Here is a 25,815-nt window from a genome sequence, read left to right as displayed (position 1 = left end):
GGGTTCGTCTTGGCCAGGTTCGTCTGGCTGCTTTGGTAGACGATCGAATCGTCGACGATACCGTACAGCGTGACGCTGCTCTGCGCGAACGCCGGCGCAGCGGCTGCGAACGCCGTGGCTGCGACGATTGCGACCTTGGTCATCGTGAAACCCTTCATTTTTTCTCCTCAAGCGGTGGGCGGTTACTTCCGTGCGAGTCTTGGAACCGGTGCCGCAATAACGGCTTAGTTATGTTTCAACTCGTAACTTTTATCGAGCGCAAGTGTATGGCTTACAGACAGAATGCGAAAGAAAGACGCAATTCTGTGTCGTTTTTTTTCACTGTCTGGTTAACCAGTATTTTCTGTCTTGCAGATATTAGGCAACCGGGCACGAAACTGACGGCGAGCTGACAGAAAGATGGCGTAGAAGCGGCTTCACGGGCGTGCTGCAACGCCGCTCAGGGCCGGCGGCGCGCGTCTTGGGAAGAGGTGGAGCTTGACGGAGAAGGCTGTCGCGAATGTTGCAGCGCAAGGCTCGCGGCGACTATCGGGGCGGGATGATGACTTGACCAGCGGTGCGACGCAACCACGCGCGCGCCGCGTCAAACGATGATTCAGGCGTCGAGAAAACGACCGCGCAACGAAAGCAATATGTAAATTAATCCGACGTTGCGCCGACGTAGATATAGCTCCGGGCGTTCTCGGGGCATCCTTACATTGCCCGTACAAATCTGTTAATGCTCGATTTTCGCGCGCAGCTCGCGTGCCGTTTCGAGCAGGCCTTCGTAGCCTGAGCGCGCGTGCGCCGGCAAGTCCGGATCTCCGACCAGCGTGCCGAGCGTTTCGATGATGCTGTACAAGATGCCCTTCGCCGCGCCCGCGGCCATCTTGCCTGCGGCGTAGGACTCGTCGACGTGCGAGATCGCCGCGTTGAAATGCTCGACTTCGGGGTGGGCGTCTCCGATCTCCGATGCATCTTTGCGCGGCTCGGTCGGGTCGCTGTTCATGATGATGATCCTCCGTAGATGGTCTTTAGCTTTCTGTATAGCGCCACGACGCCGCGCGCGCAAATCGCGGATCGCTGCCCGCGTCACGACGCGGGCAGCTCCTGCACCGGCTGGATGAAATGCACGCGCCGCGGCTCGCCCGCGCTCTTTCCTGTGCCATGCGCCACGCCGCGCTCCATCAGCAGCGCGCGCAACTCGATGATCACCGGAAATACCTCATGATTGTGATCCGCGCCCTGCCGGTCATGCGCCTCCTGCTCGCGCTCGACGATCCAGCGATCTTCCGTGAAGATGCGTTCGGTGAACCACACGAGGAGCGGCCAGGCGGCGTCGAGCACGAACGGCACCTTCGGGCGACGAACCGACAAGAGCCCGAAGGTGCGATTGGTGCGCTGCTCGGCGTCGAGCGGCACGTAGGCAATCCACAGGTCCATGACCATGGTGTCGTCTTTCGTGCGGATCTTGAGCGTCTGATACGGATACTCGGTGCGGATCGTCATCACGTCTTGCTGATCGTCGCGGGGGGCGGCGCCGCGCTTCTGACCGAAGACCAGCGCCTCGCCGATCGGCTGCTTGCCCGCTTCGCGCTCAAAGGTGTAATCGACCTCGATCCAGTCCTCGCCGCGCCGCCGTCCGAGCGAACGCGCGCGCATGCTGCCCATCTGCCGGCGATGCAGGAACTGATGGTTCATGTCCATCAGATTCTCGTGCATGAACGTGTAGTGGCACTTCACTTCGCCGCCGAAGCGGCGCGTCTTGTAGGCGCGATCGGTGACGGAGCCGAGCTCGGGAAACTTCGCCGTTGCCGCGAGCGCCGGGTCGCCGGTGAACACGAAGATGAGTCCGCCCGACTCGCGGCACGGATACGCGCGCACGCCGTTGGGCAGACGCTCGCGGCCGAGATAGGGAATATCGGTGCAGCGGCCGGTGCAGTCGTAGGTCCAGCCGTGATAGCAGCAGCGAATCGATTCACCGTCGACGACGCCCGCCGACAGCGGCACCTGCCGATGCGCGCACCGGTCCTCCAGCGCGAACACATTTCCCGATGCGGTGCGCACGAGCACGATCGGCTCGCCCGCGAAGCGCACGCCATGCGCACGGCCGGTCCTCACTTCGCGCGACCACGCGAGCGGATACCAGTGATCGGGATGAATGTCGACGCGACGCAGATCGCGCGGCGGCCTGGACGATGTGTCGATGGAACCGGCTTCCTGCTCGCCTTGCGGCAACGCTGCGTGCATGTACGACGCCTCCGGTGAAATGGAGATCGGATGGAGCGCCGCGTTCCCATGCGGCGCAATGAACGACCATTCGCAGTCAGTCTACACGGCGATTCTCGTTTCGGCGCAGGCCCGCTCGCTGGGGAATACGCCCATGAGCCTGGGCGTCACGCTTGCTGCCCGAGATGCGCGTGCAGATGATCGATCAGCGCGCGCACCTTCGGCGGCAGAAAGCGGTTCGGCGGATACAGCAGCCACACCGGCCCCTGATATGCGCGCGCCTGCATTTCCCAGTCACCGAGCACGACCTGCACGCTGCCCGAGGCGAGCGCGTCGCGGGCGGCGAACTCCGGCAACGTCGCGATGCCCAGACCGCCCTCCGCCGCTTCGAGCCGCGCGCCCGCGTGGTTGGCGATATAACGTCCGCGCACGGTGACCGTCACGGTCTCGCCGCTTTTCGTTAAGCGCCAGCGGTTGTCGTCGGCGGTTTCGCCCAGCGGGATGCAGACATGCTGCGCGAGTTCGCGCGGATGCGCGGGCGCGCCGCGTTCCCGCAAATAGTCCGCCGACGCGCACAAGAGCCAGCGCACACGCCCGAGCTGCCGTGCCGCGAGCCCTTGCGGCGGATGACTCGTCGCGCGGATGACGAGATCGAGATCGCTATCGAGCGGATCGACGTCGTGATCGGTGAACACGAGTTGCAGGTCGACGTCGGGAAACGCCGCGAGAAACGCCGGCACGAGCGGATGAATGACGGATTTCGCGTACGCCGTCGGCGCGGACAGCGCGACACGCCCCTGCGGCTTGCCCGACGAACGTCCCGCTGCATCGACCGCGCCCGACGCGGCCGCCGCCATGTCACGGCAATGCCGGTAGACCTGATCGCCCGATTCCGTCACGCGGACCTTGCGCGTCGAGCGTTCGAGCAGCCGCGTGGCGAGCGCCTCCTCGAGCCGCTTGATGCGGCGGCTGACCGTGGATGGCGTACTGCCGAGCTGGCGTGCGGCGACCGAGAAGTTGCCCGCATCGACCACGCGTGCGAACACGGCCATGTCGGGCAACAGATCGAAGAGATCGGCGGGGTTCATTTGTGCATTCTCGACAATAAGTCTATGCATCGGAACCCGATTATCGCGCCAGCTGCACCATTCGACAATGACGGCTCCCACATCCGAGGAGCCGACGCATGACAACCCAATCGACCGTCCGACGCCTGCTGCCCATATCCGATCTGCTGCTTTTCGCCGTCGCGATGGTGTGGGGCAGCAGCTACGGCATCGTCAAGAGCGCGCTCGCGTTCTATCCCGTGCTCGCGCTGCTGGCGCTGCGTTTCGGAATCACCTTTGCGCTGCTCGCGATGAATCTGCGGCATCTGCGACGCGCGAGCGCCGCGACGCTCGGCGGCGTGTTCGTTCTCGGTCTTCTGCTGCTTTCGATCTTCCTCGCCGAGACCTTCGGCGTGCTGCACACGCGTGCCGCGAACGCCGCGTTCCTCATCAGCCTGTGCGTGGTGCTGACGCCGCTCGTCGAATGGGCGCTGCTCAAGCGCAGGCCCGGTTCGTCGGAATGGCTCGCGGTGGGCGTGTCGTTCGCGGGCGCATGGCTGCTCGCCGGCGACGGCGCCCTCGCCTTCGACTTCAACCCGGGCGATGGACTGATCCTCGTGGCCGCCGTGCTGCGCGCGCTGACGGTCTGCGTGACCAAGCGCGTGCTGCGCGCCGCACCTCTGCCGGCGCTCACGGTGACGGCCGTGCAGGCGGGCGTCGTCGCGTCGGGAAGCGCACTGATCGCGTTGATGTTCGCGCCCTCGCAGTGGCAGCCGCTGCCCGCGCTGTCCGGTCACGGCGTGTTCTGGGGCTCGGTGCTCTATCTGGTTGGCGCATGCACGCTTTTCGCGTTCTTCGCGCAGAACTACGCGATCAGCCGCAGCAGTCCGACACGCGTCTCCTTGCTGATGGGAAGCGAACCCGCTTTCGGCGCGCTCTTCGCGAGCGCCTGGCTCGGCGAGCACGTCTCGACGACCGGCTGGATCGGCGGCGCGATGATCGTCGCGGCCTCGCTGATGGCCACGGTGCCATGGAGCGGCATGTTCGCGACGCGCCCAGAGCGGGCGTAAGCGGGCATGAGCGCCGCGTGCGCTATTCGCGCTTCACGAACACCAGACTGAAGTTGTTGGCCGGCATCGCCACGCTCTCCGCGATCCTGAAACCGGCCTCCTCGCCCAATGCCTCGACCGCTTCCATGTCGCGCACGCCCCAGCGCGGATCGTTCGCGCGCAACTGCTGATCGAAGGCTTCGTTGCTCGGCGCGGTATGCGCGCCATTGCGCCGGTACGGCCCATAAAGGTACAGTACGCCCCCCGCGTCCAGTCGCGCGCCTGCGCCCCGAAACAGCGCGCATGCGGCTTCCCACGGCGCGATATGGATCATGTTGATGCACACGATGGCCGCGGCTTTCGCGATGCCCCAGTCGTCGCTCATCACGTCCAATGCGAGCGGTGAGTTGAGATTCGCGAGCGCTGCGTGAGCGCGCCACGCGGCGATCGAATCGCGCGCGCCGGCATCGGGATCGCTCGGCTGCCAGACGATGTCGGGCAACGCCGTCGCGCAGTGCACGGCGTGCTGACCGGTGCCGCTCGCGATCTCCAGCACGACGCCGCTTCGGGGCAGCACGCGCGTGAGGACCGCCAGAATCGCGTCGCGGTTACGTTCGGCGGCGGGCGCGCGCCGGCGGATCGTCGCGTCGGAACCGGATGCGGCGTCGTTCATGCCGGACGGGGGCTGATTGGTGTGCGTCATGTGCGGGGGCGCTGTGCGTGCGTGGATGGCGAGAGTCGCATCGAGGCTAAGCGCTCGCGCGGCGCAGCGTCAAGCGTGGTGTATCGCGGCGAGCAATCACGGCAGTGAAGGTGCTACGGGATGGCGCGTTTCGTGCTACCGGATGACGCGCTTCGCGCTGCCCTGTCCCGGGTGAATACGCGGCCGGCGAGCAAACCTGTGTATGCTCCCGGTTGATTCCGCGCCGCGGCCGGCAGTTTTAGGCGGCCGATCGCGGCTACGCGCACCCGCATGCGTTTGCGTTTTGCATGCATTCGGATTGCATTTCGAATGCCAGATTGAATGCATTCCACACGCATGCAAAATACCCGCTAAAGAGACGGAGGGACTGCGGGCACGCGAGGCATCCCGACCACACAGGACCGCGCACGCGGCGCGATCGAAATGGAGTGAACCATGCAGGATGATCCCGACGGCAAAGACGCCAATGCATCGAACGACGGTCCCGACGCCGACATGATCGCGTTCGCGAGCGAAGTGTTCGACGTGGCGCGCCGCGGCGATGCCGCGATGCTCGATGCGCTGTTGGTAAAGGGCCTGCCGCCCAACCTGCGCAACGACAAGGGCGACAGCCTCGTCATGCTCGCGAGCTACCATGGCCATGCGGATGCCGTGCGCGTGCTGCTGGAGCACAAGGCGGACCCGGACCTGCGCAACGACAATGGCCAGACGCCGATCGCGGGCGCGGCGTTCAAGGGTTTCGCCGCCGTGATCGAAACTTTGCTCGATCACGGCGCGAGCGTGGAAGGCGCATCGCCCGACGGACGCACCGCGTTGATGATCGCGGCGATGTTCAATCGAGTCGAGATCGTCGACTTGCTGATCGCACGCGGCGCCGACCCCGACGCGCGCGACGCCGGCGGTTTTTCCGCACGCGACGCCGCCGAGAAAATGGGCGCGCCCGACACCGCCGCGCGGCTCGCCAGGGCGACCGATGCACCAGACGCGTGAAGCATCGTCGATGAGCACAGGAACGAACGCAGCCGCAAAGCTGGTTCTTTGCATGCACGATTCAATCCGCCTGCGCCGCGCGCCTGCAACGAACCAACGAGCCGGCGCGCGTGTCGCTACGATCCGACCAACTAACAGGACAAGCAGGTAACTCGGAACCATGGAGCTTTTGCGATGACAGGCGGTATTTCGCATCGGGGTGATGCGCAGTCGGCCGGCCTTCACACGCGTGGAAGAGCGCATCCGTCGTGCACGGGCGATCGCGTGCGCTGCTTGGCGGCGCGCCTCATGCTGCACGCGGCCGCCTTCATCGCCGCGCTATTCAGTTCGATTCCGCGCGCGCTGCACACGTTGCGGCTCACGACGAGCCTTTCCATCGCCGCCGCATTCGCGCTGTCCGCGTGTTCAGTGATACAGCCGCAGACGCCCGCGCCGATCGTCGAGCACTCCTATATCCCGGCGCCCGACGAGGCCGGCTCCGGCGAACCCGAGGAGCCCTTGCCCGCCGTGCAGGCGCCCGAGCCCGCGTCCACGGTGAAGCCAGCGCCCGCGCCTAAGCCCAAGCGCCGCGTCGTCAGGCCGAAGCCGCCCGAGCCCGCCGTCACGCCACCGCCCGAGCCGCCCGAACCGCCGCCACCGCCGCAGATCATCTCGACGCGCATCATGCAGCACGAACAGGTGCACGGCCTGCTCGACGCCGAGGTGCAACGGCCCGACGGCAAGATCGTCGGCCGCGCGGTGGACATGTATATCGACGCCGCCGCGAAGCCAAAGCTGCTGATGGTCAATCTGGCTGGGTTCATGGGCGTCGGCGACCGCAAGGTCAACTTCCCGTGGACGGCCTTCCGCTTCACGCCCAACTCGAAGACCGCGCCGATCACCTTCGTGCCGCCTCCGCCGCCCGCCAAGGGCAAGCCGGCCGAGCCGGTGCCGAAGCCGCAGACCGTCACCGACGCGCCCGCGAATCTCTTGCAACTCGTCGATTCGACGGTGACGCAGAAGAACGGCGCGCGCATCGGACGCGTGGTGGACGTGCTGGTCGATTCGCAGGCGCAGCCACAGGCGCTGGTGCTCGATCTCTCCAGTTCGCTCGCGGGCGACAAGCGCCATGTCGCGGCCAACTGGGGCGACCTGCACGTTCTCTCACGCAACAAGCAATGGCAACTGCAGATGGATTTCAATGACGCGCAACTGAAGGCCACACCGACCTACGCCCCCGAGCAGCCGATCAAGATCGTGTCGCCGGTCGTGCCCGCGCCGGCATCCGCCGCGAGCGCGGCGTCGGCGCCGGCATCGTCGGGGGCCGCCGGCGCGACGGCGTCGGGCGCGGTATCGGGGGCGCCCGCTTCGGGCGCGCATCCGGCCAGATAACGGATAACGACATCGAGAACAGATTCACAACATGGTAATTGCACGCAGTCTGCGCGCGCTCGACTGGCTGAACTTCTTCGTCGCCAACGTGCAGACCGGCTTCGGCCCTTTCATTGCTTCGTACCTCGCGGCCAACAAGTGGACGCAGGGCGAGATCGGCCTGATGCTCTCCGTCGGCACGATCAGCGCGATGGCGAGCCAGTTGCCGGCAGGCGCGCTCGTCGACGCAATGCGCAACAAGAAGTTCGCCGCGCTCTCCGCGATCGTCGCGATCATCGTGAGCGCGCTTTTGCTCGCCGCGAGTCCGACCTTCGTCCCCGTGTTCGCCGCCGAGGTGCTGCACGGCTTCGCGAGCTGCATGCTCGTCCCGGCGATGGCCGCGATCTCGCTCGCCCTCGTCTCGCGCGCCGATCTCGGCGACCGGCTCGGACGCAATGCGCGCTGGGCGTCGATAGGCAGTGCGCTGACCGCGGCGCTGATGGGCGCGTTCGGCGAGTATCTGTCCCTGCGCTCGGTGTTCTTCCTGACGGCCGCGCTCGCGCTGCCGGCGATCGTCGCGCTGCGCATGATCCACTACGATGCGCCGCCGGTCGTGCCGCGCGCGCCGCCGGGCAAGCCGAAACTGACGCCTGAAGGCGAAGAGCGCGAATCGTTGCGCGAGCTGCTCAAGGACCGGCGGCTTTTGATTTTCGCGGCCTGCGTGGTGCTGTTTCACCTCTCGAACGCGGCGATGCTGAATCTCGCCGCCGGCGAAGTGACTGCGCACATGGGCGACAACGTTCAACTCGTGATCGCGGCGTGCATCATCGTGCCGCAGTTCCTGGTTGCGGCCATGTCGCCGTGGGTCGGACGGCAGGCGCAGAAGTGGGGGCGAAGGCCGGTGCTGATACTCGGCTTTTGCGCGCTCCCGGTGCGGGCTATCCTGTTTGCCGGCGTGAGCAGCCCTTACCTGCTGGTGCCGGTGCAGATGCTCGATGGCATCAGCGCGGCGGTGTTCGGCGTGATGCTGCCGCTGATTGCGGCCGACGTCGCGGGTGGGCGCGGACACTACAACCTGACAATCGGCTTTTTCGGGCTTGCGGCCGGCGTCGGCGCCACGTTATCCACGGCGGCGGCCGGATTTGCCGCCGACCGGTTCGGCACTGCGATGAGCTTCTTCGGGCTCGCGGGCGCGGGCGCGCTGGCGGTCGTCATGGTGTGGCTCGCCATGCCCGAGACGCGCCCCACGCATGCGCTCGAGGAGACGGAGAAGCCACCGGTGAAGGTCTAGATCGCCGGGCTTTCCTGCGCTTTCGAGGACCACGAAAGCCCGGCCACAAGTCCCCGCGCGGCCGTCCGCGCCGCATTTGGGCTATGATCGAACTCTATCCGCAGGAGTCAAAATATGTCACAGATCGCTGATTCGGCGCATCTCGAAGCCTCATCCTCCAACGCTCCGACACCGGCCTCGCTCCCCTGGATCGAGCGCCTCGTTTCCATCGACACCGTCAGCCGCAATCCGAATCTGGGCCTGATCGAGACCGTCCGCGACGAACTGCGCAAGTCCGGCGTCGACGCCGTCATTACCACCGATCCGCGCGGCCAGTGGGCCAATCTCTTCGCCACCGTGCCCGCGCACGACGGCGAAACCAATGGCGGCATCGTGCTGTCGGGTCATACCGATGTCGTGCCCGTCGACGGTCAGGACTGGCAGAGCGACCCGTTCAAGCCCGAAGTCCGCGACGGCCTGCTGTATGGCCGCGGTTCATGCGACATGAAGGGTTTCATCGGCGCGGCGCTCGCCATGTTGCCGAAGATGCAGGCGACGAAGCTCGCCAAACCCATCCACTTCGCGCTTTCGTACGACGAAGAAGTGGGCTGCGCCGGCGCGCCGCTGATGATCGCCGAGCTGCAAAAGCGCGGCGTGAAGCCGGACGGCTGCATCGTCGGCGAACCGACGTCGATGCGCCCGGTCATCGCCCACAAGGGCATCAACACGTATCACTGCTGCGTGCGCGGCTTCGCGGCGCATTCGTCGCTGACGCCGAAAGGACTCAATGCGATCGAATATGCGGCGCGGCTCATCTGCCATATCCGCGATCTCGTCGATGAATACCGCGCGAAAGGTCCCTTCGACGAACTGTACGACGTGCCCTTCACCACCGGCCAGACGAGCACGATCAAAGGCGGCAACGCGATCAACACCGTGCCCGCCGAATGCAACTTCGAGTTCGAGTTCCGCAATCTGCCGACCATCGACCCCGAGCAGATTTTCAGGCGCATCGAATCGTACGCGCACGACACGCTGCTGCCGAAGATGCTGAAGGAACATGGCAGCGCCGCGATCGAATTCACGAAGCTCGCCTCCGCGCCCGGCCTCGACGCCACCGAACAGGCCGCGATCACGCAACTCGTGCGGGCGCTCACGCAGAATCAGGAGAAGCGCAAGGTCGCGTACGGCACCGAGGCCGGCCTGTTCGCCAACGCGGGCGTGCCGAGCATCGTGTGCGGGCCGGGCAATATCGAGCAGGCGCACAAGGCGAACGAGTACGTGTCGCTGGAACAACTGGCGCAGTGCGAGGCGTTCCTGGGCAAGTTCATCCACAGCATGTCCGTCGAAGCACAGGCGCGCTGATCTCATCGAGAGCACAAGAACCGCCATGTCCACCGCCACGCAGCATTCCGACAATACGATCGACGGCACGCCGATTCCGACACTCGACGAAATCGCCGAGCAGCACATGGCGCTCACGCCGTGGGTCGCGCGCACGCCGACCTTCGAGCGCCACGACTTCCCGACGCTCGAAGGCACGCCGATCACGTTCAAGTTCGAACTGCTGCAGGCGAGCGGCACGTTCAAGGCGCGTGGGGCGTTCTCGAACATCCTCGCGCTCACCGACAGCGAGCGCTCGGCGGGCGTCACCTGCGTGTCGGCGGGCAATCACGCGGTCGCGGTCGCGTATGCCGCGCAGCGCATGGACGTCGGGGCGAAGGTCGTCATCATCAAGAGCGCGAGCCCGGCGCGCGTCGCGTTGTGCCGGCGCTTCGGCGCGGAAGTCGTGTTCGCGGAGAACGTGGCCGAGGCGTTCGATGTCGTGCGGCGCGTGGAAGCGGAGGAAGGACGCGTATTCATCCATCCGTTCAACGGTTATCGCACCGTGCTCGGCACCGCGACGCTCGGCTACGAATGGACCTCGCAGGCGCCCGATCTCGATGCGGTGATTCTGCCGATCGGCGGCGGCGGGCTCGCCGCCGGCGTATCCACGGCGATGCGACTTGCCAATCCATCGCTGCGTGTGTACGGCGTGGAGCCGGACGGCTCGGACGCGATGAAACGCAGCTTCGAGGCGAATCACACGATCAAGATGGGCGCGATGCACGGCATCGCCGACTCGCTGATGGCGCCGCATACCGAGCAGTACAGTTACGAGCTGTGCCGACGGCATATCGACGAGATCGTGACCGTGTCGGACGACGCGCTTCGTCACGGCATGCTGCAGCTATTCAACGAGCTCAAGCTCGCGGTCGAACCGGCGTGCGCGGCCGCCACCGCCGCCCTGCTCGGGCCGCTGCGCGAACGTCTGCAAGGCAAGCGCGTGGGCGTGCTCTTGTGTGGGACGAACACCGATCCGGCGACCTTTCACAAGCATCTGTCGAACGTCGTCTGAAACGCAAACGGCCCCGTCAGGGGCCGCGTTCTTTTCAGGCGCTACAAGCGTTACAGCACCGCCGCGAGCCTGCGCCGCTCGCTGCGCTGCATGAAGTAATTCGCCGCGAGCACACCGATCGTCACCAACGCGATGAACAGCGTCGCCAGTGCGTTCATCTCCGGATTCAAGCCCAGACGCACGCGCGAGAACACGACGAGCGGCAGTGTCGTCGAACCGGGACCGGACAGGAACGCCGACAGCACGAGGTCGTCGATCGACAGCGTGAACGACAGCAGCCAGCCCGCGACCAGCGCCTGCGAGATCAGCGGCAGCGTGATCGAGAAGAACACGCGCAAAGGCGTGGCGCCGAGATCGAGCGCGGCTTCCTCCAGCGACGGATTGAGCTCCCGCACGCGTGACTCCACGATGATCGCGACATACGAAATGCAGAGCATCACGTGGCCGATGAAAATCGTGAAGAAGCCACGCCCCGGCCAGCCGATCAGCTTCGCCATTTCGACGAACAAGAGCAGCAGCGAAATGCCCTGAATGACCTCGGGAATCACGAGCGGCGCGTTGATCATGCCGGTGTAGAGCGTGAAGCCGCGAAAGCGCCCCATGCGCGCCAGCACGAAGCCCGCCCAGGTGCCGATCACGACCGACGCGCACGCCGTGACGAACGCAATGCGCAAGGACAGCCACGCCGCGTTGATGAGTTCGTCGTCGTTGACGAGCGCGCGATACCACTTCAGCGACGGCTCGGTCCACACGGTGACGAGCGGCGAGTCGTTGAACGAATAGACGATGAGACTCAGGATCGGGATATACAGGAACGCGAACCCGATCCCGAGCGCGGTGATTTGCAACGGGCGGCTGGGCTTGATCATCGCTTTTCCTCCAGTTGCTTCGCCTGGAAGTGCTGGAAAAGCGCCATCGGCACGAGCAGCAGGAGCACCATCGCGCAGGTGACGGCGGAGGCCATCGGCCAGTCGGCGTTGTTGAAGAACTCGTTCCACATGACACGGCCGATCATCAGCGTGTCCGCGCCGCCGAGCAGCTCGGGAATCACGTACTCACCCACCGCCGGAATGAACACCAGCAGGCAGCCCGCGATAATCCCGTTCTTCGACAAGGGCAGCGTGATCTGCAGGAACGCTTTCCAGGGCTTCGCGCCGAGATCATAGGCCGCTTCGAGCAGCGTGAGATCCATCTTCACGAGATGCGCGTACAGCGGCATCACGAGAAACGGCAGATACGAATACACCATGCCGATATACACCGCGATGTTCGTGTGATACAGCTCGATCGGCGAATGCAGAAGACCGATCGACATCAGAAAGTTGTTCAGCAAGCCGTTGTTCTTGAGAATGCCGATCCACGCGTACACGCGGATCAGGAACGACGTCCAGAACGGCAGCATCACCGCCATCATCAGGATGTTGCGCGAGGCCGGATTCGAGCGCGCGATGTAATACGCCATCGGATAGCCGAGCAGCAGGCACAGCAGCGTCGAAATCGCCGCGACCAGCAGCGAGTTCATGTAGGTCGCGAAGTACAGGCTGTCCTGCACGAGGAACGCGTAATGCGCGAAGTCGAGCGCGATGTGCATCACGCCCTCTTCCATCTTCACGATGTCCGTGTACGGCGGAATGCCGAGCTGGCTGTCCGCGAAACTGATCTTCACGACGAGCAGGAACGGCACGAAGAACAGCGCAAGCAGCCACAGATACGGCCCGCCGATGACCAGCGTGCGCCCGCTGATGCCGAAGCGATTGAGCAGCCTGGACATCATGACGTCAGCACCACGCCCGCGGACGCGCTCCAGCGAACATAGACTTCGTCGTCGAACGTGGGCGAATCGATCTCGCCGATCGCGAGGCTCGACAGGTTCGCGACCACGACCTTGCCGCTATCGAGCGTCACGTGATAGAGCGTGTAACCGCCCATGTAGGCGATATTCGTCACCTTGCCGCGGCCCCAGTTGTACGTGCCTTCGGGCGGCTTGCGCATCAGCGCGATACGTTCCGGGCGCACGGAAATGGACACCGGCATGCCGAGCGGCCCGGTGATGCCGTGGCTCACATACAGCCGAACCGGCAGATCCGGCGATTCGACGAAGATATGATCCGGCTCGTCTTCCACGACATTGCCGTCGAAGAGATTGGTCGAACCGATGAACTGCGCCGAAAAGCGGCTGCTCGGATACTCGTAGACCTCGTGCGGCGTGCCGAGCTGCACGATCTGCCCTTCGCTCATCACGGCGAGACGGTTCGCCATGGTCATCGCCTCTTCCTGATCGTGCGTGACCATGATGCAGGTCACGCCGACCTGATCGAGAATGTTGACGAGCTCGATCTGCGTGCGCTGGCGAATCTGCTTGTCGAGCGCGGACATTGGTTCATCGAGCAGCAGGAGCTTCGGACGCTTGACGAGGCTGCGCGCGAGCGCGACGCGCTGCTGCTGACCGCCCGACAGCTGATGCGGCTTGCGCTTCGCGTACTGCGCCATCTGCACGAGCTGCAACGCGTTGTGAACGCGATCCTTCAGCTCGCCGCCTTTCACGCCTTCCTGCTTCAGCCCGAACGCGACGTTCGACTCCACGCTCATGTGCGGAAACAGCGCGTAGGACTGGAACATCATGTTCACCGGCCGGTTGTACGGCGGCATCTTCGCGAGGTCTTCGCCGTCGATGAGAATCTGTCCTTCGGTCACCGACTCGAGCCCGGCGAGCATGCGCAGCAACGTGGACTTGCCGCAGCCCGAACTGCCGAGCAGCGCGAACAGCTCGCCCTTCTTCACCGAAAGATTGACGCCCCGCACAGCCGTCGTCTCGCCGAATTTCTTCACGACGTCGACGATCCGCACGAAGCTGTCGTCCGTGCCCAGGTCCGATGGGAAACTGCCCGGCTCTCGCCGGCCGGAATTAGGCGCTGCCTTGAACGCGCTCGACTGCTCACTCATGATTGCCTGTTCGACTCCTTGCTTCCATGTGTCCTGTGTGGCTCGCCGCGCGCCGCGCCGCGACCACGAACAAAGCCCCCGGCGGTCCAGGGGCTTCGTCGATTCAAACGAATAACCGGCTTGCCAGTTTCATCGGCCGGACTTGAATTCCGTCCAGAGCCGCGTCTGCAGGCGCTGGATTTCCGGCGGCAGCGGCTTCAACAGGAACAGCGTCTTGATGACGTCCTGCGGCGGATACACGGCCGGGTCGTTCGCCACGTCCTTGTCCACGTACTTGCGCGCTTCCGCGTTGGCGCTCGGGTAATACACCGCGTTGGTGATCGCCGCGTGAACCTGCGGCGTCTCGATGTAGTTGATCCACTCGAGCGCCGCGTCCTTGTGCTTCGCGTCCTTCGGAATCGCCATCACGTCGAACCACACGGGCGCGCCGCCCTTCGGAATGTAGTACTCGATCTTGAACGGCTTTTTCGCATCGATCGCGCGATGCTTTGCGATCACCACATCGCCCGACCAGCCGAAGGCGAAGCAGATGTCGCCGCCCACCATGTCGTTGATGTAGCCCGACGAGTTGAACTGCGTGATGTACGGGCGGATCTTCTTCATCATCGCGAGCGCCTCGCGATAGTCGGCCGGGTTCGTGCTCATCGGATCCTTGCCGATGTAATGCAGCGCGGCCGCGAACATCTGGTCCGGTGCGTCGAGCACCGAGACGCCGCACGCCTTCAGCTTCGAGATGTTCTCGGGCTTGAAGAGAATGTCCCAGTTGTTGAGTTCGGCGTTCGCGCCAAGGATCTTCTTTGCCTTGTCGACGTTGTAGCCGAGGCCGGTCGTGCCGTACGCCCAGGGCACCACGTACTTGTTGCCGGGGTCCGCGCCCTCGACGAGCTTCATCAGGTCGGGGTCGAGATATTTGAGGTTCGGCAGCTTCGACTTGTCGAGCGGCGCGAAGATGTTGGCGGCGATCTGCTTGCCGGCGTAGTTCGACGTCGGCACGACGATGTCATAGCCGGAATTGCCGGTGAGCAGCTTGGCCTGCAGGGTGTCGTCGCTGTCGTAGTTGTCGTACTTGACCTTGACGCCGGTCTGCTTCTCGAAGTTGGGAATCGTGTCCTTGGCGATATAGTCCGACCAGTTGTACACGTTCAATTGCGTGTCCTTCGCCGACGCTGCGAGCGGAGTCAACATCGCGGCGCATGCCAGTGCGCCCGCCAGCTTCGCCATGGGGCGCGCCAGTTTCTCGTTCATCTCGATTCTCCCTTGTTCCGACTTGTCACGGCGTCGTGCCGCGCGGACCCGGCGTACGGCCTGACGCCCGTTTGTGGCCCGCGACTCCCTTTAAAACCCCGAAAACTACCATTAAACGCAAGTGCGACAAAAATTAATGCGCCGCCTGTCGCGCAAAATGGACAGGCCCTGGCGCATTGCGGCCCCGCAGTCTTGCTGTGCGCGCTTCCCCAAGGTTTTCGGGGGCTCGGCGGCAGGCGCAAAGACGGCGCATTTTAGCCCCTAATCGGCTGCTGCGGCACCTGATAAAACCACACTCGTCAAAGTGGCGCGACGCCGTGTAAGGCCAATGCAATGTCATTATTCGTGATCGGTCGCCGGGATGCCGCCGCGCGCCGCCGTCCATGCTTTCGGACGAGCGTCGCGAGCGCGTTCGCCACCTTCGCGCCGAGCCAACGAATAGCCAGCGGAACAGTTGTTGCGAGCCAATTCGCCGTGCGCCGCCGTCGCGGCGCGTCCTGAACCGGCAACGCACGCTGCTGCATGTTCGTGCTACAGGCACGACGCCGCCGTTACTCCGCTATTCGAGGCTGCTATCGCATGAACACCAATCCGTCCGCACTCGCCCGGTTGTCCGCCGCGAACTCCGACGCGCAAGCGCCCGTGGCAAACGGCGACGAGCGCACGCGAACTTCGCGCCCGCACGGACGCTGGTATTCGTTCGCGGGCGCGGGAGCGCTCGTCGCGGTCGGCTACATGGACCCGGGCAACTGGGCGACGGCGCTCGCGAGCGGCGCGCGCTACGGCTACGCGATGCTGTGCGTGGTTTTGCTCGCGAGTCTGATGGGCGTGTTGCTGCAATGGGTCGCCTCGCGCGTGGGCGTGGTGACCGGACGCGATCTCGCGCAACTGTGTCGCGAGCGTTACAGCCGGCGCATGACGTTCATGCTGTGGATCGCGTGCGAGATCGCGATCATCGCATGCGACGTGGCCGAAGTCGTCGGCAGCGCCGTGGCGCTGCAGATGCTCTTCGGCCTCTCGCTCACGGCGGGCGTGCTGATCTCCGCCTTCGCCACCTTCGCCATGCTCGCGCTGCAAAGCCGCGGCAGACGCCCTCTGCAATGCGCCGTAACGATGCTGATCCTGTTCGTGAGCCTTTGCTTCGTGATCGAACTGGCGCTCGCGCATCCCGCATGGGGCGACGCCCTGCGCGGCATGGCGCCGTCGCGCGAACTGGTGCGTGACGCCGGCATGCTGTGGCTCGCGGCGGGCATCCTCGGCGCGACGGTCATGCCGCACAACCTCTATCTGCACTCGGCGCTGGTCAAGGAACACGCGAACGTCGGCGACGACGCGGCCATCCGACGCGCGCTGCACGGCGTGAACATCGACACTTTCTCGTCGCTCGGGCTGGCGTTCGTCGTCAACGCGTCGCTGCTGGTGGTCGCGGCCTCGGTGTTCCACGCGAACGGCCACACGGAAGTCGATGATCTCGCCGACGCGCACCGGCTGATCGCGCCGCTCGTCGGCAGTCATTGGGCGGGCGCGGTGTTCGCCGCGGCGCTGCTTGCCTGCGGCCTGAATGCGACGGTCACCGGCACGCTCGCCGGCCAGGCCGTGATGGAAGGTTTTCTGCGCCTGAAAATGGCGCGCTGGGCGCGCGCGCTCGTGACACGCGCCCTCGCGATCGGTCCCGCGCTCATGGCTGTCGCGAGTTTCGGCCAGCACGGCTCGAATGCCTTGCTGGTCGCCACCCAAGTGGTGCTGAGCCTGCAATTGCCGCTTGCGGTGATTCCGCTTGTGCGCTTCGCCTCGGACGCCGGGCTGATGGGCCGCTGGCGCGTCGCGCGCGTGCCGCTCGCGCTGGCTTGGGCTTGCGCGGGCGTGATCGTCGCGTTGAACGGCGCGATGTTGTGGCAGGCGGCGTTTGCGGCCTGAGCGCGGGTTTCAGGTGGCGGGTTTCAAGTCGCTTTCGTATCTATTTCGGGAAGCTGGCCCGGCGCGTGCTCCCACAGCTTTCTGGCTCGCGATCCGCGCGCCCTCGCTCCGCTCGAACTGGAACCGAACTACATGCCCCACGGCTTACGACCGCGCTTTCTGAAATCCGCCCCTCGTTCGATCTCACTTCTTCTCGCCGGGCTTTGCATGACCGGCGTCGCGCACGCCACGGTCGCCGTGCTTCAGCCCGCACGGGAAGCCGCCGCCGCACAACCGCTCGAACTGACGCTGCTTTACACCGATGACGACGCAAAGCCCCTCGCTGTCGAAGTACCGAAGCAACTCACCGTGAATCTCACCAACGGCGACCTGCCGCCAGCGCCGCTGACTCTCGCGCGCGATCCCGCCGTGCCCGATCGTCTGCGGCTCGCGCCGGGCCAGTATCGCCGCGTGCGCTTCTCCGCGCCGTGGCCCGACGCGGCGCGCGGCACGGTCAAGATCGACCCGGTGGGCTTCGATGCGTCGCCGATGCTGGTCACGCTCAATCGCGGCGAAACGCAGTTGCAGGTTGCGGCGGCCGAACAACGAGAAACGCAGGCGACGACGCCCGCGCAGGCCGCGAGCGCGAGCGCCGCGGCAAACGCAGCGCCCTTGCCCGCGTCGACCAACGACACCATGCTCTCGGGCCGCTTCTCGACCTTCGAACCGTCCTATTTCGCCGATGGCAAGAACGGCGACAACCTCGCGAAATTCCAGTTCAGCTTCAAGTACCGGCTGCATCTGCCGGACGATCCGCGCTCGCGCGGCTTTCTCGACAACCTCTACTTCGGCTATACGCAAACGGCGATCTGGAATCTCTCGGCCGAGTCCGTGCCGTTTCGCGACATCAGCTTTCAGCCGCAGTTGTTCTACTACGTGGAGGACACCGGCTGGAAGAGTTCGCTGTTCACGCGCATGGGCGTGGCGGCGGGCATCGGGCACGAGTCGAATGGCAAGAGCGGCGACGATTCACGCGCGATCAACATCGCGTTCGTGCGCCCGACGTGGGATTTCGGCGACCTGAACGGCAATCACCTGACGCTCTCGCCGAAGTTCTATTACTACCTTTCGAAGGCGGGCAACGAGGACATCGCGGATTATCGCGGCTATGTGGACTTTCTTGTGAAGTACGGCAGCCCGGATGGCTGGCAGCTCGCGACGACCTTGCGCAAAGGCACGAAGCACTGGTACGGCAGCGTCGAATCGCAACTGACGTATCCGCTCGCGAAGCTGATTGGCAGCGCCTGGGGCGGCTATCTGTTCGTCAGTTATTTCAACGGTTATGGTGAGGACATCCTCGACTACAACCAGCGACATCACTGGATCGCGCGGATAGGCTACAGTATCGCGCGCTGAGTTTTTTTACGATTTTTCCGCCGTGTTGTCGCCCTTTTTTAGCAATGACGCGGTCAAGAGTGAGTCCAATGTCTTCGAATCTTCACGACCTGCCTGATAGCCCGTGCATCGGCGTTTGCTCCACGCTCTTCGACGAAGTCTGCAAAGGCTGCGGCCGCACGGCCGGCGAGGTGTCCAACTGGGTGTTTCTGAACGAAGAGGAAAAGCGCGCGATCTGGGAGCGGATCAAGCGCGAAGGCACGGCGATGCGGTTCCGAAATGACAGGTTGTGAACTTTCGCGCCGTCTTGCGGAATGCTTCCGTCGTATAAGATGGGGACCGGCGGACCCGGAAATGATGTCATCCGCCTCCGCCATGGCGAAACCCGGGATGGGCTGCTGATGCGGGGTTGCCGGTTTCCTGACACAACAAAACCGGCGCATACAGACGAAAAAAAAGCCGCGTGTGCGGCTTTTTTCGATTCTGCGGCTGACGGCGCTGAACTTACTGAATGCCCTGGCTCGACAGAAAATCCTCGTAGTTGCCGCCGAAATCGCGCAGCGTACCATTGGTCTTCACTTCGATGATGCGATCCGCCAGACCGCTCACGAACTCGCGGTCGTGCGAAACGAAGATCAGCGTGCCTTCGAACTTCTCCAGCGCGATCTGCAGCGACTCGATCGACTCCATGTCCATGTGGTTGGTCGGCTCGTCCATCAGCAGCACGTTGTGGCGGCCGAGCATCAGCTTGCCCCAGATCATGCGGCCCTTCTCACCGCCCGACAGCACCTTCACGTTCTTCTTGATGTCGTCCGCGTTGAACAGCAGACGGCCGAGCGTGCCGCGCATCATCTGCTCGTCGTCGCCTTCTTTACGGTACTGGTCGATCCACTCGGTCAGCGTCTCTTCCTTCGGAAACTCTTCGTACGTGTCTTGCGGCATGTAGCCGACGTTCGCGTTCTCCGCCCACTTCACCGTGCCGTGATCGAGGTCCAGCGCGCCCTTGAGCGACTTGAGCAGCGTGGTCTTGCCCGCGCCGTTCTCGCCGATGATCGCGATGCGCTCGCCCGGCTGCACGCTGATGCTGAAGTTCTGGAAGATCGTGCGGTCGTACTTCTTCGTGATGTCCTCCGCGACCACCGCGATGTTGTGCAGCTTCTTCTCGTACTCGAAGCGGATGAACGGGTTCTGACGCGACGACGGCTTGAATTCCTCGATCTTGATCTTGTCGATCATCTTGAGACGGCTGGTGGCCTGGCGCGCCTTCGACTTGTTCGCCGAGAAGCGGCGCACGAAGTCCTGCAGGTCGGCGACGCGCTCCTTCGCCTTCTGGTTCGCGGCCTGCTGACGCTCGCGCGCCTGCGTGGACGCGAGCATATAGTCGTCGTAGTTGCCCGGCCAGACCTTGAGCGTGCCGTAGTCCATGTCCGCCATGTGCGTGCAGACCTGGTTCAGGAAGTGCCGATCGTGCGAGATGATGATCATCGTCGAGTTGTACTGGTTGAGCACGTCTTCCAGCCAGCGGATCGAGTTGATGTCGAGGTTGTTGGTCGGCTCGTCGAGCAAGAGCACGTCGGGCTTCGAGAACAGCGCCTGCGCGAGCAGCACGCGCAGCTTCCAGCCGGGCGCCACGTTGCTCATCGGGCCGTTGTGATCGTTGATGTCGATGCCGATGCCGAGCAGCAGCTCGCCCGCGCGCGCTTCGGCCGTGTAGCCGTCGTATTCGGCGAACTTGGCTTCGAGATCGGCCGCGCGCATGTAGTCGTCGTCGGTGGCGTCGGGGTTCGCGTAGATCGCGTCGCGCTCGGTCATCGCGGCCCACATTTCGGTGTGGCCCATCATGACGACGTCGAGCACGCGCATATCTTCATATGCGAACTGGTCCTGACGCAGCTTGCCGAGACGGACGTTCGGCTCGAGCATCACGTTGCCCGCGGACGGCTCCAGATCGCCGCCGAGGATCTTCATGAACGTCGACTTGCCGCAGCCGTTGGCGCCGATCAAGCCATAGCGGTTTCCTTCGCCGAACTTGACCGAGATGTTCTCGAAGAGGGGCTTGGGCCCGAATTGCATGGTGATATTGGCGGTAGACAGCACGGCGCGTCCTTTTGATTGGGGTACGACGAAAAACCTAAGATTTTAACAGCTTTTGGCGGGCTTTAATGCGATTCGGGCGCTGCGCCCGCCTCTCACGCCTGCCGAAGAAAAAAGGGCGCGGCCCATGTGGCCGCGCCCCGTGCGTCTTCGCAAACAGTCCGCACGAGGCGGATGCGCCCCTTTATGTCAGGTGCGCTCGGCAATGAACGCCTTCACCACGCCTGCATCCGCAGGCACGATATCGAACCTTTGTGGCAGTTTTTCAAGTCCCGCGAACGCCGCCGGACGCTCCGGCTCACGATTGAGCGCCTCGCGGATCGTCTCGCCGAACTTGATCGGCTGCGCGGTTTCGAGAACGATCATCGGCACCCCGGGCTTCAGATTCTCGCGCGCGACCTTCACGCCGTCGGCCGTGTGGGTGTCGATCATCGTGTGATAGCGCTCGAACACGTCGCGAATCGTCTTCACGCGGTCGTCGTGGCCGCTCTTGCCCGAGACGAAGCCAAACTGCTTGACGCGCGCGAAATCGCCGCTCGCCGCGAGATCGAAGCCGCCCTTCTCTTCCACGTCGCGGAACAGTTGCAGCACGCGCGCCGGATCGCGCCCGAGCAGGTCGTACACGAAACGCTCGAAGTTCGACGCCTTCGAGATATCCATGCTCGGGCTGGTCGTGTGATACGTCTCCGCCGCGCCGCGCACGCGATACACGCCAGTCTTGAAGAACTCGTCGAGCACGTCGTTCTCGTTCGTCGCGACGACGAGCTGATCGATCGGCAAACCCATCATGCGCGCGATATGTCCCGCACACACATTGCCGAAGTTGCCCGACGGCACCGTGAACGACACGCGCTCGTCGTTGCTCTTCGTCGCGGCGAAATAGCCCTTGAAGTAGTACACGACTTGCGCGACCACACGCGCCCAGTTGATCGAATTCACCGTGCCGATCTTGTGCTTCGCCTTGTAGGCGTGATCGTTCGACACAGCCTTCACGATGTCCTGGCAGTTGTCGAAATTGCCTTCGACGGCCAGGTTGAAGATGTTCGGGTCCTGAAGCGAGAACATCTGCGCCGTCTGGAACGCGCTCATCTTCTTGTGCGGCGAGAGCATGAACACGCGCACGCCGGTCTTGCCGCGCATCGCGTATTCGGCGGCGCTGCCGGTGTCGCCCGAGGTCGCGCCGAGAATGTTCAGCGTCTCGCCGTGCTTGGCCAGCGCGTACTCGAACAGGTTGCCGAGCAGTTGCATCGCCATGTCCTTGAAGGCGAGCGTCGGGCCGTTCGAGAGTTCCAGCAGCGAGATCGTCGTGCCGTTCTCCTCGCCGAGCGTCTTGAGCGGCGTGATCTGCACCGCGCTCTCTTCATGGCGCACGTTGCTGTACACCTGCGCGGTGTAGGTCTTGCGCGTGAGCGAGCGCAGGTCGTCGGCGGGAATGTCGTCGCTGAATTTCGACAGCACTTCGAACGCCAGATCCGCGTACGACTGCGTGCGCCAGCGCGCGAGTTCGTCGGCGCCGACTTGCGGATACTCGTTCGGCAGATACAGCCCGCCGTCCTTCGCGAGGCCGCCCAGCAGGATGTCGGAAAACGTGTGGCGCTCGTTGGTGCCGGCGCCGCGCGTCGAGATGTAATTCATGTCACGTACCTGATCAGTTCAGCGCTTCCATGCGCAGCTTCGTCACCTTCGAGACGACCGTCGACAACGCCTCGATCTCCACGATCGCCGCATTCACGTTCTTCTCAAGCGTCTCGTGCGTGATGAGGATGATGTCCGTCTCGCCCTTGTTCGCGCCGTCCACTTCCTCCGACTCCTTCTGCAGCAAGGCGTCGATGGAAATGGCCTTGTCCGCCAGAATGCGCGTGATGTTCGCCAGCACGCCCGTCACGTCGGCGACGCGCAGGCGCAGGTAATAGCCGCTCGTCACTTCGTCGATCGGCAGGATCGGCGTGTTGGAGAGGCTGTCCGGCTGGAACGCCAGATGCGGCACGCGATGCTCCGGATCGGCCGTATGCAGGCGCGTCACGTCGACGAGATCGGCGACCACGGCGGAAGCGGTCGGCTCCGCGCCGGCACCCTTGCCGTAGTACAGCGTCGTGCCGACCGCATCGCCGTGCACGACGACCGCGTTCATCGCGCCTTCCACGTTCGCGAGCAGACGCTTGGCCGGAATCAGCGTCGGATGCGTGCGCAGCTCGATGCCCTTGTCCGAGCGGCGCGCGATGCCGAGCAGCTTGATGCGATAACCGAGATCCCCGGCGTATTTGATGTCGATGGCCGCCAGCTTGCTGATGCCTTCCACATACGCGCGCTCGAACTGCACCGGCACGCCGAACGCGATCGCGCTCATGATCGTGACCTTGTGCGCGGCGTCGACGCCTTCGATGTCGAAGGTCGGATCGGCTTCGGCGTAGCCCAGCTCCTGCGCGGCCTTCAGCGCGGTCGCGAAGTCGAGCCCGCGGTCGCGCATTTCCGAAAGAATGTAGTTCGTCGTGCCGTTGATGATGCCGGCGATGTACTCGATGCGGTTCGCCGTCAGCCCCTCGCGCAGTGCCTTGATGATCGGAATGCCGCCCGCCACCGCCGCTTCGAACGCGACCATCACGCCCTTGGCGCGCGCGGCTTCGAAAATCTCCGTGCCGTGCACCGCGAGCAGCGCCTTGTTGGCCGTCACGACATGCTTGCCGTTCGCGATCGCGCGCAGCACGAGTTCGCGCGCGACGCCCGTGCCGCCGATCATTTCGCACACGATGGAAATCGACGGGTCATCGACGACCGCGCCAAAGTCGTCCGTCACCGCGATGCCTTCGGCGGCGGCGGCCTGAGCCTTCGCCGGCGTGCGCACCGCGACGCGCGCGATTTCGATGCCGCGGCCCGCGCGACGTTTGATTTCTTCCTGGTTACGGCGCAGCACCGTGAAGGTGCCGCTGCCGACCGTGCCGAAGCCCAAGAGTCCTACTTTGATCGGTTCCATGCAGCGCGAGTCTTAAAAGAGAAATTAAACGGAATGTCGTTTGCGATAGCCGTCGAGGAAACGCGCGATGCGGTTGATCGAATCCGCGAGATCGTCGACGTTCGGCAGGAAGACCACGCGGAAATGATCCGGCGTCGGCCAGTTGAAGCCCGTGCCCTGCACCAGCAGCACCCGCTCCTCGAGCAGCAGGTCCGTAATGAACTGCTGGTCGTCCTGGATCGGGTACATCTTCGGATCGAGCTTCGGAAACATGTACAGCGCGGCCTGCGGCTTCACACAGGAGACGCCCGGAATGGCCGTCAGCATGTCGTACGCGAGCTCGCGCTGCTTGAACAGGCGCCCGCCCGGCACGATCAGGTCGTTGATGCTCTGATAGCCGCCCAGCGCCGTCTGGATCGCGTACTGGCCGGGCACGTTCGGGCACAGCCGCATCGAGGCGAGAATGCCCAGGCCTTCCAGATAATCCTTCGCGCGGCGGCGGTTTTCCTCGATCAGGCCCGAAATGGCCATCCAGCCCGCGCGATAACCGCACGAACGGTAGCTCTTGGAGAGGCTGTTGAAGGTGACCGTGATGACGTCTTCGGACAGCGCCCCCATCGACGTGTGCGTCTTGCCGTCGTAGATGATCTTGTCGTAGACCTCGTCCGCGAAAATGATCAGGCCGTGCTCGCGCGCGATTGCGATCAGATCGCGCAGCAGTTCGTCCGAGTACAGCGCACCGGTCGGGTTGTTCGGGTTGATGACGACGAGCGCCTTCGTGTTCGGCGTGATCTTCGCGCGGATGTCGTCGAGATCGGGCATCCAGCCGTTGCTCTCGTCACACAGATAATGGCGCGGCGTGCCGGCGGACAGGCTCACCGCGGCCGTCCAGAGCGGATAGTCCGGCGCGGGCAGGAGCACTTCGTCGCCGTCGTTCAGGAGCGCCTGCATCGCCATGACGATGAGTTCCGACGCGCCGTTGCCAATATAGATATCGTCGAGTTCGACGCCCGTGACGCCCTTTTGCTGCGTGTAGTGCATGATCGCCTTGCGCGCGGCGAACACACCCTTCGAATCCGAATACCCCGACGAACCCGGCAGATTGCGGATCATGTCCTGAATGATCTCGTCCGGGGCCTCGAAACCGAACGGCGCCAGATTGCCGATATTCAACTTGATGATGCGATGGCCTTCTTCCTCGAGACGCTTCGCGTGTTCGAGCACGGGCCCGCGAATGTCGTAGCAGACGTTTTGCAGCTTGTTGGATTTTAGAATCGGTTTCACGGCTGGCACTCTGAGTCTGTGTGGTTTTTGAGATCGATCGGGTGCGGCTCGGTATTTACGGTGTTCGGGCAGCCGGTCCCGCGCGCAGTGGGCGGCCAGGCGCTTGAAGCCCGGAGGGAAGCCTGAAAGCGGTTCGCCGGGGCGGTTCGCCCGTTCCCGAGCGCCGAACGATGCATTGTAGACGCCGCGCCAGGTAGAGCGTGGGCGTTGCGGACCGGATTGCGTGTCGGAGGCGGCTTGTGGCGGCACGCGAGCGCAACGGATGGCGCACGAGCGAGCCCGGCAGCCGAAAAGTTATAATTTACTGATTATGACTCAGTTCCGCAATGCACCAAAGGAACACGCGGGAACGCGCCGAACGACGCGCAAACCGTGGTGAAAATGCTGGCCGAAGCCGGTTTCAGGCCGATTTCGCGGACACCGGGTCGCTCCTCTTTCCCTTGCCGGACCACTGTTTTGAAACTTCACCAGGAATCCAACAGCGCGCTCAACACCATTACGAGCTACGGAGATGGTTTCGTGGCGGTCAATCTCGAAAGGCACGAAGGCAGCGTGATCATCATGCCCGAGTCGCCCGTCGTGCCATGGCCGGTGTCGTCGTTCGAGGCGCTCGCGCCCGAGCATTTCGACGCACTGGTCGAAGCGGCGCCGGAAGTCGTCATTTTCGGCAGCGGCGCGCGCCTGCGCTTTCCGCATCCGCGTCTCACGGCGCAGCTCGCGAAACATCGCATCGGCATTGAAACGATGGATTTCGGCGCGGCCTGCCGCACCTACAACATCCTGATGTCCGAAGGGCGACGTGTCGCCGCCGCGCTCCTGATCGAAGGCTAAGGAAACGCTAAGGCAGCGCTGCGAGACTCCGCCCGCCCGTTCGATTTCGGTGCAGTCCGACGCCTGCCGCGTATCAATTTCACGAACCGCTGGGCCGCGTGCGCTACACTCCCGCCCGGCGCTCAGCGTTATCTGGCGCGGCGCGCACGGCGGGCCTGCGCCG

Annotated in this window: 22 protein-coding genes and 1 pseudogene; 10 read left to right on the top strand and 13 right to left on the bottom strand. The window is 64.2% G+C overall.

The window, feature by feature from the left end; translation table 11 throughout:
* The 4 genes and pseudogenes from AWB79_RS39120 to AWB79_RS17540 all read right to left on the bottom strand — a co-directional run.
* A pseudogene (locus tag AWB79_RS39120) lies at positions 1–158 on the bottom strand (porin); the annotation flags it as partial.
* A gap of 557 nt (positions 159–715) precedes the next feature.
* Complete coding sequence (locus tag AWB79_RS17550) at positions 716–988, bottom strand: hypothetical protein (protein WP_061168682.1); 273 nt, start codon at positions 986–988, stop codon at positions 716–718.
* An 83-nt stretch (positions 989–1,071) separates the two neighbouring features.
* Positions 1,072–2,229, bottom strand: a complete 1,158-nt coding sequence (locus AWB79_RS17545) for a Rieske 2Fe-2S domain-containing protein (RefSeq protein ID WP_061168681.1) — start codon at positions 2,227–2,229, stop codon at positions 1,072–1,074.
* A 146-nt stretch (positions 2,230–2,375) separates the two neighbouring features.
* On the bottom strand, positions 2,376–3,296 hold the full coding sequence (locus tag AWB79_RS17540) for a LysR family transcriptional regulator (RefSeq protein WP_061168680.1): 921 nt from the start codon (positions 3,294–3,296) through the stop codon (positions 2,376–2,378).
* Positions 3,297–3,394: 98 nt separating this feature from the next.
* On the opposite strand from AWB79_RS17540, the gene AWB79_RS17535 reads away from it, so the two are divergent.
* Complete coding sequence (locus AWB79_RS17535) at positions 3,395–4,324, top strand: DMT family transporter (RefSeq protein ID WP_061168679.1); 930 nt, start codon at positions 3,395–3,397, stop codon at positions 4,322–4,324.
* A gap of 22 nt (positions 4,325–4,346) precedes the next feature.
* Here the strand turns inward: AWB79_RS17535 and AWB79_RS17530 are convergent, their stop codons facing one another.
* Positions 4,347–5,006 (bottom strand): DUF938 domain-containing protein, encoded by a 660-nt coding sequence (locus AWB79_RS17530; protein ID WP_374728550.1) that lies wholly within the window; start codon positions 5,004–5,006, stop codon positions 4,347–4,349.
* 495 nt (positions 5,007–5,501) lie between these two features.
* Here AWB79_RS17530 and AWB79_RS17525 point away from each other — a divergent pair, with 495 nt between their 5' ends.
* The 5 genes from AWB79_RS17525 (at position 5,502) to AWB79_RS17505 (ending at position 11,014) form a co-directional block, all read left to right on the top strand.
* Complete coding sequence (locus AWB79_RS17525; protein WP_374728552.1) at positions 5,502–5,996, top strand: ankyrin repeat domain-containing protein; 495 nt, start codon at positions 5,502–5,504, stop codon at positions 5,994–5,996.
* A 288-nt stretch (positions 5,997–6,284) separates the two neighbouring features.
* The gene (locus AWB79_RS17520) at positions 6,285–7,367 is read left to right on the top strand and encodes a hypothetical protein (RefSeq protein WP_374728549.1); all 1,083 of its coding nucleotides are present in this window, start codon (positions 6,285–6,287) and stop codon (positions 7,365–7,367) included.
* Positions 7,368–7,398: 31 nt separating this feature from the next.
* Positions 7,399–8,637 (top strand): MFS transporter, encoded by a 1,239-nt coding sequence (locus AWB79_RS17515; RefSeq protein ID WP_061168676.1) that lies wholly within the window; start codon positions 7,399–7,401, stop codon positions 8,635–8,637.
* 114 nt (positions 8,638–8,751) lie between these two features.
* Positions 8,752–9,981 carry an acetylornithine deacetylase gene (gene argE / locus AWB79_RS17510; protein ID WP_061168675.1) on the top strand — a complete coding sequence of 410 codons (1,230 nt, stop codon included), beginning with the start codon at positions 8,752–8,754 and terminating at the stop codon, positions 9,979–9,981.
* Positions 9,982–10,006: 25 nt separating this feature from the next.
* On the top strand, positions 10,007–11,014 hold the full coding sequence (locus AWB79_RS17505) for a threonine/serine dehydratase family protein (RefSeq protein WP_061168674.1): 1,008 nt from the start codon (positions 10,007–10,009) through the stop codon (positions 11,012–11,014).
* A gap of 50 nt (positions 11,015–11,064) precedes the next feature.
* Here the strand turns inward: AWB79_RS17505 and AWB79_RS17500 are convergent, their stop codons facing one another.
* From AWB79_RS17500 to AWB79_RS17485, 4 genes are all read right to left on the bottom strand, one after another.
* Positions 11,065–11,880: an ABC transporter permease subunit gene (locus AWB79_RS17500; protein WP_061168705.1), complete on the bottom strand. Its 816-nt coding sequence runs from the start codon at positions 11,878–11,880 to the stop codon at positions 11,065–11,067.
* Positions 11,880–12,788: an ABC transporter permease subunit gene (locus tag AWB79_RS17495; RefSeq protein WP_061168673.1), complete on the bottom strand. Its 909-nt coding sequence runs from the start codon at positions 12,786–12,788 to the stop codon at positions 11,880–11,882. The genes AWB79_RS17500 and AWB79_RS17495 overlap by 1 nt, the downstream gene beginning before the upstream one ends.
* Positions 12,785–13,960 (bottom strand): ABC transporter ATP-binding protein, encoded by a 1,176-nt coding sequence (locus AWB79_RS17490; protein WP_374728551.1) that lies wholly within the window; start codon positions 13,958–13,960, stop codon positions 12,785–12,787. The genes AWB79_RS17495 and AWB79_RS17490 overlap by 4 nt, the downstream gene beginning before the upstream one ends.
* A gap of 126 nt (positions 13,961–14,086) precedes the next feature.
* Positions 14,087–15,178 carry a polyamine ABC transporter substrate-binding protein gene (locus AWB79_RS17485; RefSeq protein WP_096031558.1) on the bottom strand — a complete coding sequence of 364 codons (1,092 nt, stop codon included), beginning with the start codon at positions 15,176–15,178 and terminating at the stop codon, positions 14,087–14,089.
* Positions 15,179–15,781: 603 nt separating this feature from the next.
* On the opposite strand from AWB79_RS17485, the gene AWB79_RS17480 reads away from it, so the two are divergent.
* From AWB79_RS17480 to AWB79_RS17470, 3 genes are all read left to right on the top strand, one after another.
* Complete coding sequence (locus tag AWB79_RS17480) at positions 15,782–17,119, top strand: Nramp family divalent metal transporter (protein WP_061168670.1); 1,338 nt, start codon at positions 15,782–15,784, stop codon at positions 17,117–17,119.
* Between the two features lie 207 nt (positions 17,120–17,326).
* Positions 17,327–18,514, top strand: a complete 1,188-nt coding sequence (locus tag AWB79_RS17475) for a phospholipase A (protein ID WP_096031554.1) — start codon at positions 17,327–17,329, stop codon at positions 18,512–18,514.
* Between the two features lie 68 nt (positions 18,515–18,582).
* A complete protein-coding gene (locus AWB79_RS17470; RefSeq protein WP_061168669.1) occupies positions 18,583–18,786 on the top strand; it encodes a DUF1289 domain-containing protein in 204 nt (67 codons plus the stop codon).
* Positions 18,787–18,997: 211 nt separating this feature from the next.
* Here AWB79_RS17470 and AWB79_RS17465 read toward each other — a convergent pair whose 3' ends face one another.
* The 4 genes from AWB79_RS17465 to AWB79_RS17450 all read right to left on the bottom strand — a co-directional run bounded on the left by AWB79_RS17465 (position 18,998) and on the right by AWB79_RS17450 (position 24,830).
* Entirely contained in the window at positions 18,998–20,590 is a 1,593-nt protein-coding gene (locus tag AWB79_RS17465; protein ID WP_061168668.1) for an ABC-F family ATPase, read from the bottom strand.
* Positions 20,591–20,776: 186 nt separating this feature from the next.
* A complete protein-coding gene (gene thrC, locus AWB79_RS17460) occupies positions 20,777–22,222 on the bottom strand; it encodes a threonine synthase (protein WP_061168667.1) in 1,446 nt (481 codons plus the stop codon).
* 13 nt (positions 22,223–22,235) lie between these two features.
* On the bottom strand, positions 22,236–23,558 hold the full coding sequence (locus tag AWB79_RS17455) for a homoserine dehydrogenase (protein ID WP_061168666.1): 1,323 nt from the start codon (positions 23,556–23,558) through the stop codon (positions 22,236–22,238).
* A 24-nt stretch (positions 23,559–23,582) separates the two neighbouring features.
* Positions 23,583–24,830: a pyridoxal phosphate-dependent aminotransferase gene (locus AWB79_RS17450; RefSeq protein WP_061168665.1), complete on the bottom strand. Its 1,248-nt coding sequence runs from the start codon at positions 24,828–24,830 to the stop codon at positions 23,583–23,585.
* A 447-nt stretch (positions 24,831–25,277) separates the two neighbouring features.
* Between AWB79_RS17450 and AWB79_RS17445 the strand changes: the two genes are divergently transcribed.
* The gene (locus tag AWB79_RS17445; protein ID WP_061168664.1) at positions 25,278–25,652 is read left to right on the top strand and encodes an Mth938-like domain-containing protein; all 375 of its coding nucleotides are present in this window, start codon (positions 25,278–25,280) and stop codon (positions 25,650–25,652) included.
* The last annotated feature ends 163 nt before the right edge of the window (positions 25,653–25,815 follow it).

The sequence above is a fragment of the Caballeronia hypogeia genome (genome assembly GCF_001544875.2).
GTDB lineage: Bacteria > Pseudomonadota > Gammaproteobacteria > Burkholderiales > Burkholderiaceae > Caballeronia > Caballeronia hypogeia.
This window is presented reverse-complemented; position numbering and strand designations above follow the sequence as displayed.

Excerpts from the sequence above, each read along its gene's own strand:
- AWB79_RS17550 (WP_061168682.1), bottom strand. The coding sequence starts at position 988 with ATGAACAGCGACCCGACCGAGCCGCGCAAAGATGCATCGGAGATCGGA.
- AWB79_RS17545 (WP_061168681.1), bottom strand. The coding sequence starts at position 2,229 with ATGCACGCAGCGTTGCCGCAAGGCGAGCAGGAAGCCGGTTCCATCGAC.
- AWB79_RS17540 (WP_061168680.1), bottom strand. The coding sequence starts at position 3,296 with ATGAACCCCGCCGATCTCTTCGATCTGTTGCCCGACATGGCCGTGTTC.
- AWB79_RS17535 (WP_061168679.1), top strand. The coding sequence starts at position 3,395 with ATGACAACCCAATCGACCGTCCGACGCCTGCTGCCCATATCCGATCTG.
- AWB79_RS17530 (WP_374728550.1), bottom strand. The coding sequence starts at position 5,006 with ATGACGCACACCAATCAGCCCCCGTCCGGCATGAACGACGCCGCATCC.
- AWB79_RS17525 (WP_374728552.1), top strand. The coding sequence starts at position 5,502 with ATGATCGCGTTCGCGAGCGAAGTGTTCGACGTGGCGCGCCGCGGCGAT.
- AWB79_RS17520 (WP_374728549.1), top strand. The coding sequence starts at position 6,285 with ATGCTGCACGCGGCCGCCTTCATCGCCGCGCTATTCAGTTCGATTCCG.
- AWB79_RS17515 (WP_061168676.1), top strand. The coding sequence starts at position 7,399 with ATGGTAATTGCACGCAGTCTGCGCGCGCTCGACTGGCTGAACTTCTTC.
- argE (WP_061168675.1), top strand. The coding sequence starts at position 8,752 with ATGTCACAGATCGCTGATTCGGCGCATCTCGAAGCCTCATCCTCCAAC.
- AWB79_RS17505 (WP_061168674.1), top strand. The coding sequence starts at position 10,007 with ATGTCCACCGCCACGCAGCATTCCGACAATACGATCGACGGCACGCCG.
- AWB79_RS17495 (WP_061168673.1), bottom strand. The coding sequence starts at position 12,788 with ATGATGTCCAGGCTGCTCAATCGCTTCGGCATCAGCGGGCGCACGCTG.
- AWB79_RS17485 (WP_096031558.1), bottom strand. The coding sequence starts at position 15,178 with ATGGCGAAGCTGGCGGGCGCACTGGCATGCGCCGCGATGTTGACTCCG.
- AWB79_RS17480 (WP_061168670.1), top strand. The coding sequence starts at position 15,782 with ATGAACACCAATCCGTCCGCACTCGCCCGGTTGTCCGCCGCGAACTCC.
- AWB79_RS17475 (WP_096031554.1), top strand. The coding sequence starts at position 17,327 with ATGACCGGCGTCGCGCACGCCACGGTCGCCGTGCTTCAGCCCGCACGG.
- AWB79_RS17470 (WP_061168669.1), top strand. The coding sequence starts at position 18,583 with ATGTCTTCGAATCTTCACGACCTGCCTGATAGCCCGTGCATCGGCGTT.
- thrC (WP_061168667.1), bottom strand. The coding sequence starts at position 22,222 with ATGAATTACATCTCGACGCGCGGCGCCGGCACCAACGAGCGCCACACG.
- AWB79_RS17455 (WP_061168666.1), bottom strand. The coding sequence starts at position 23,558 with ATGGAACCGATCAAAGTAGGACTCTTGGGCTTCGGCACGGTCGGCAGC.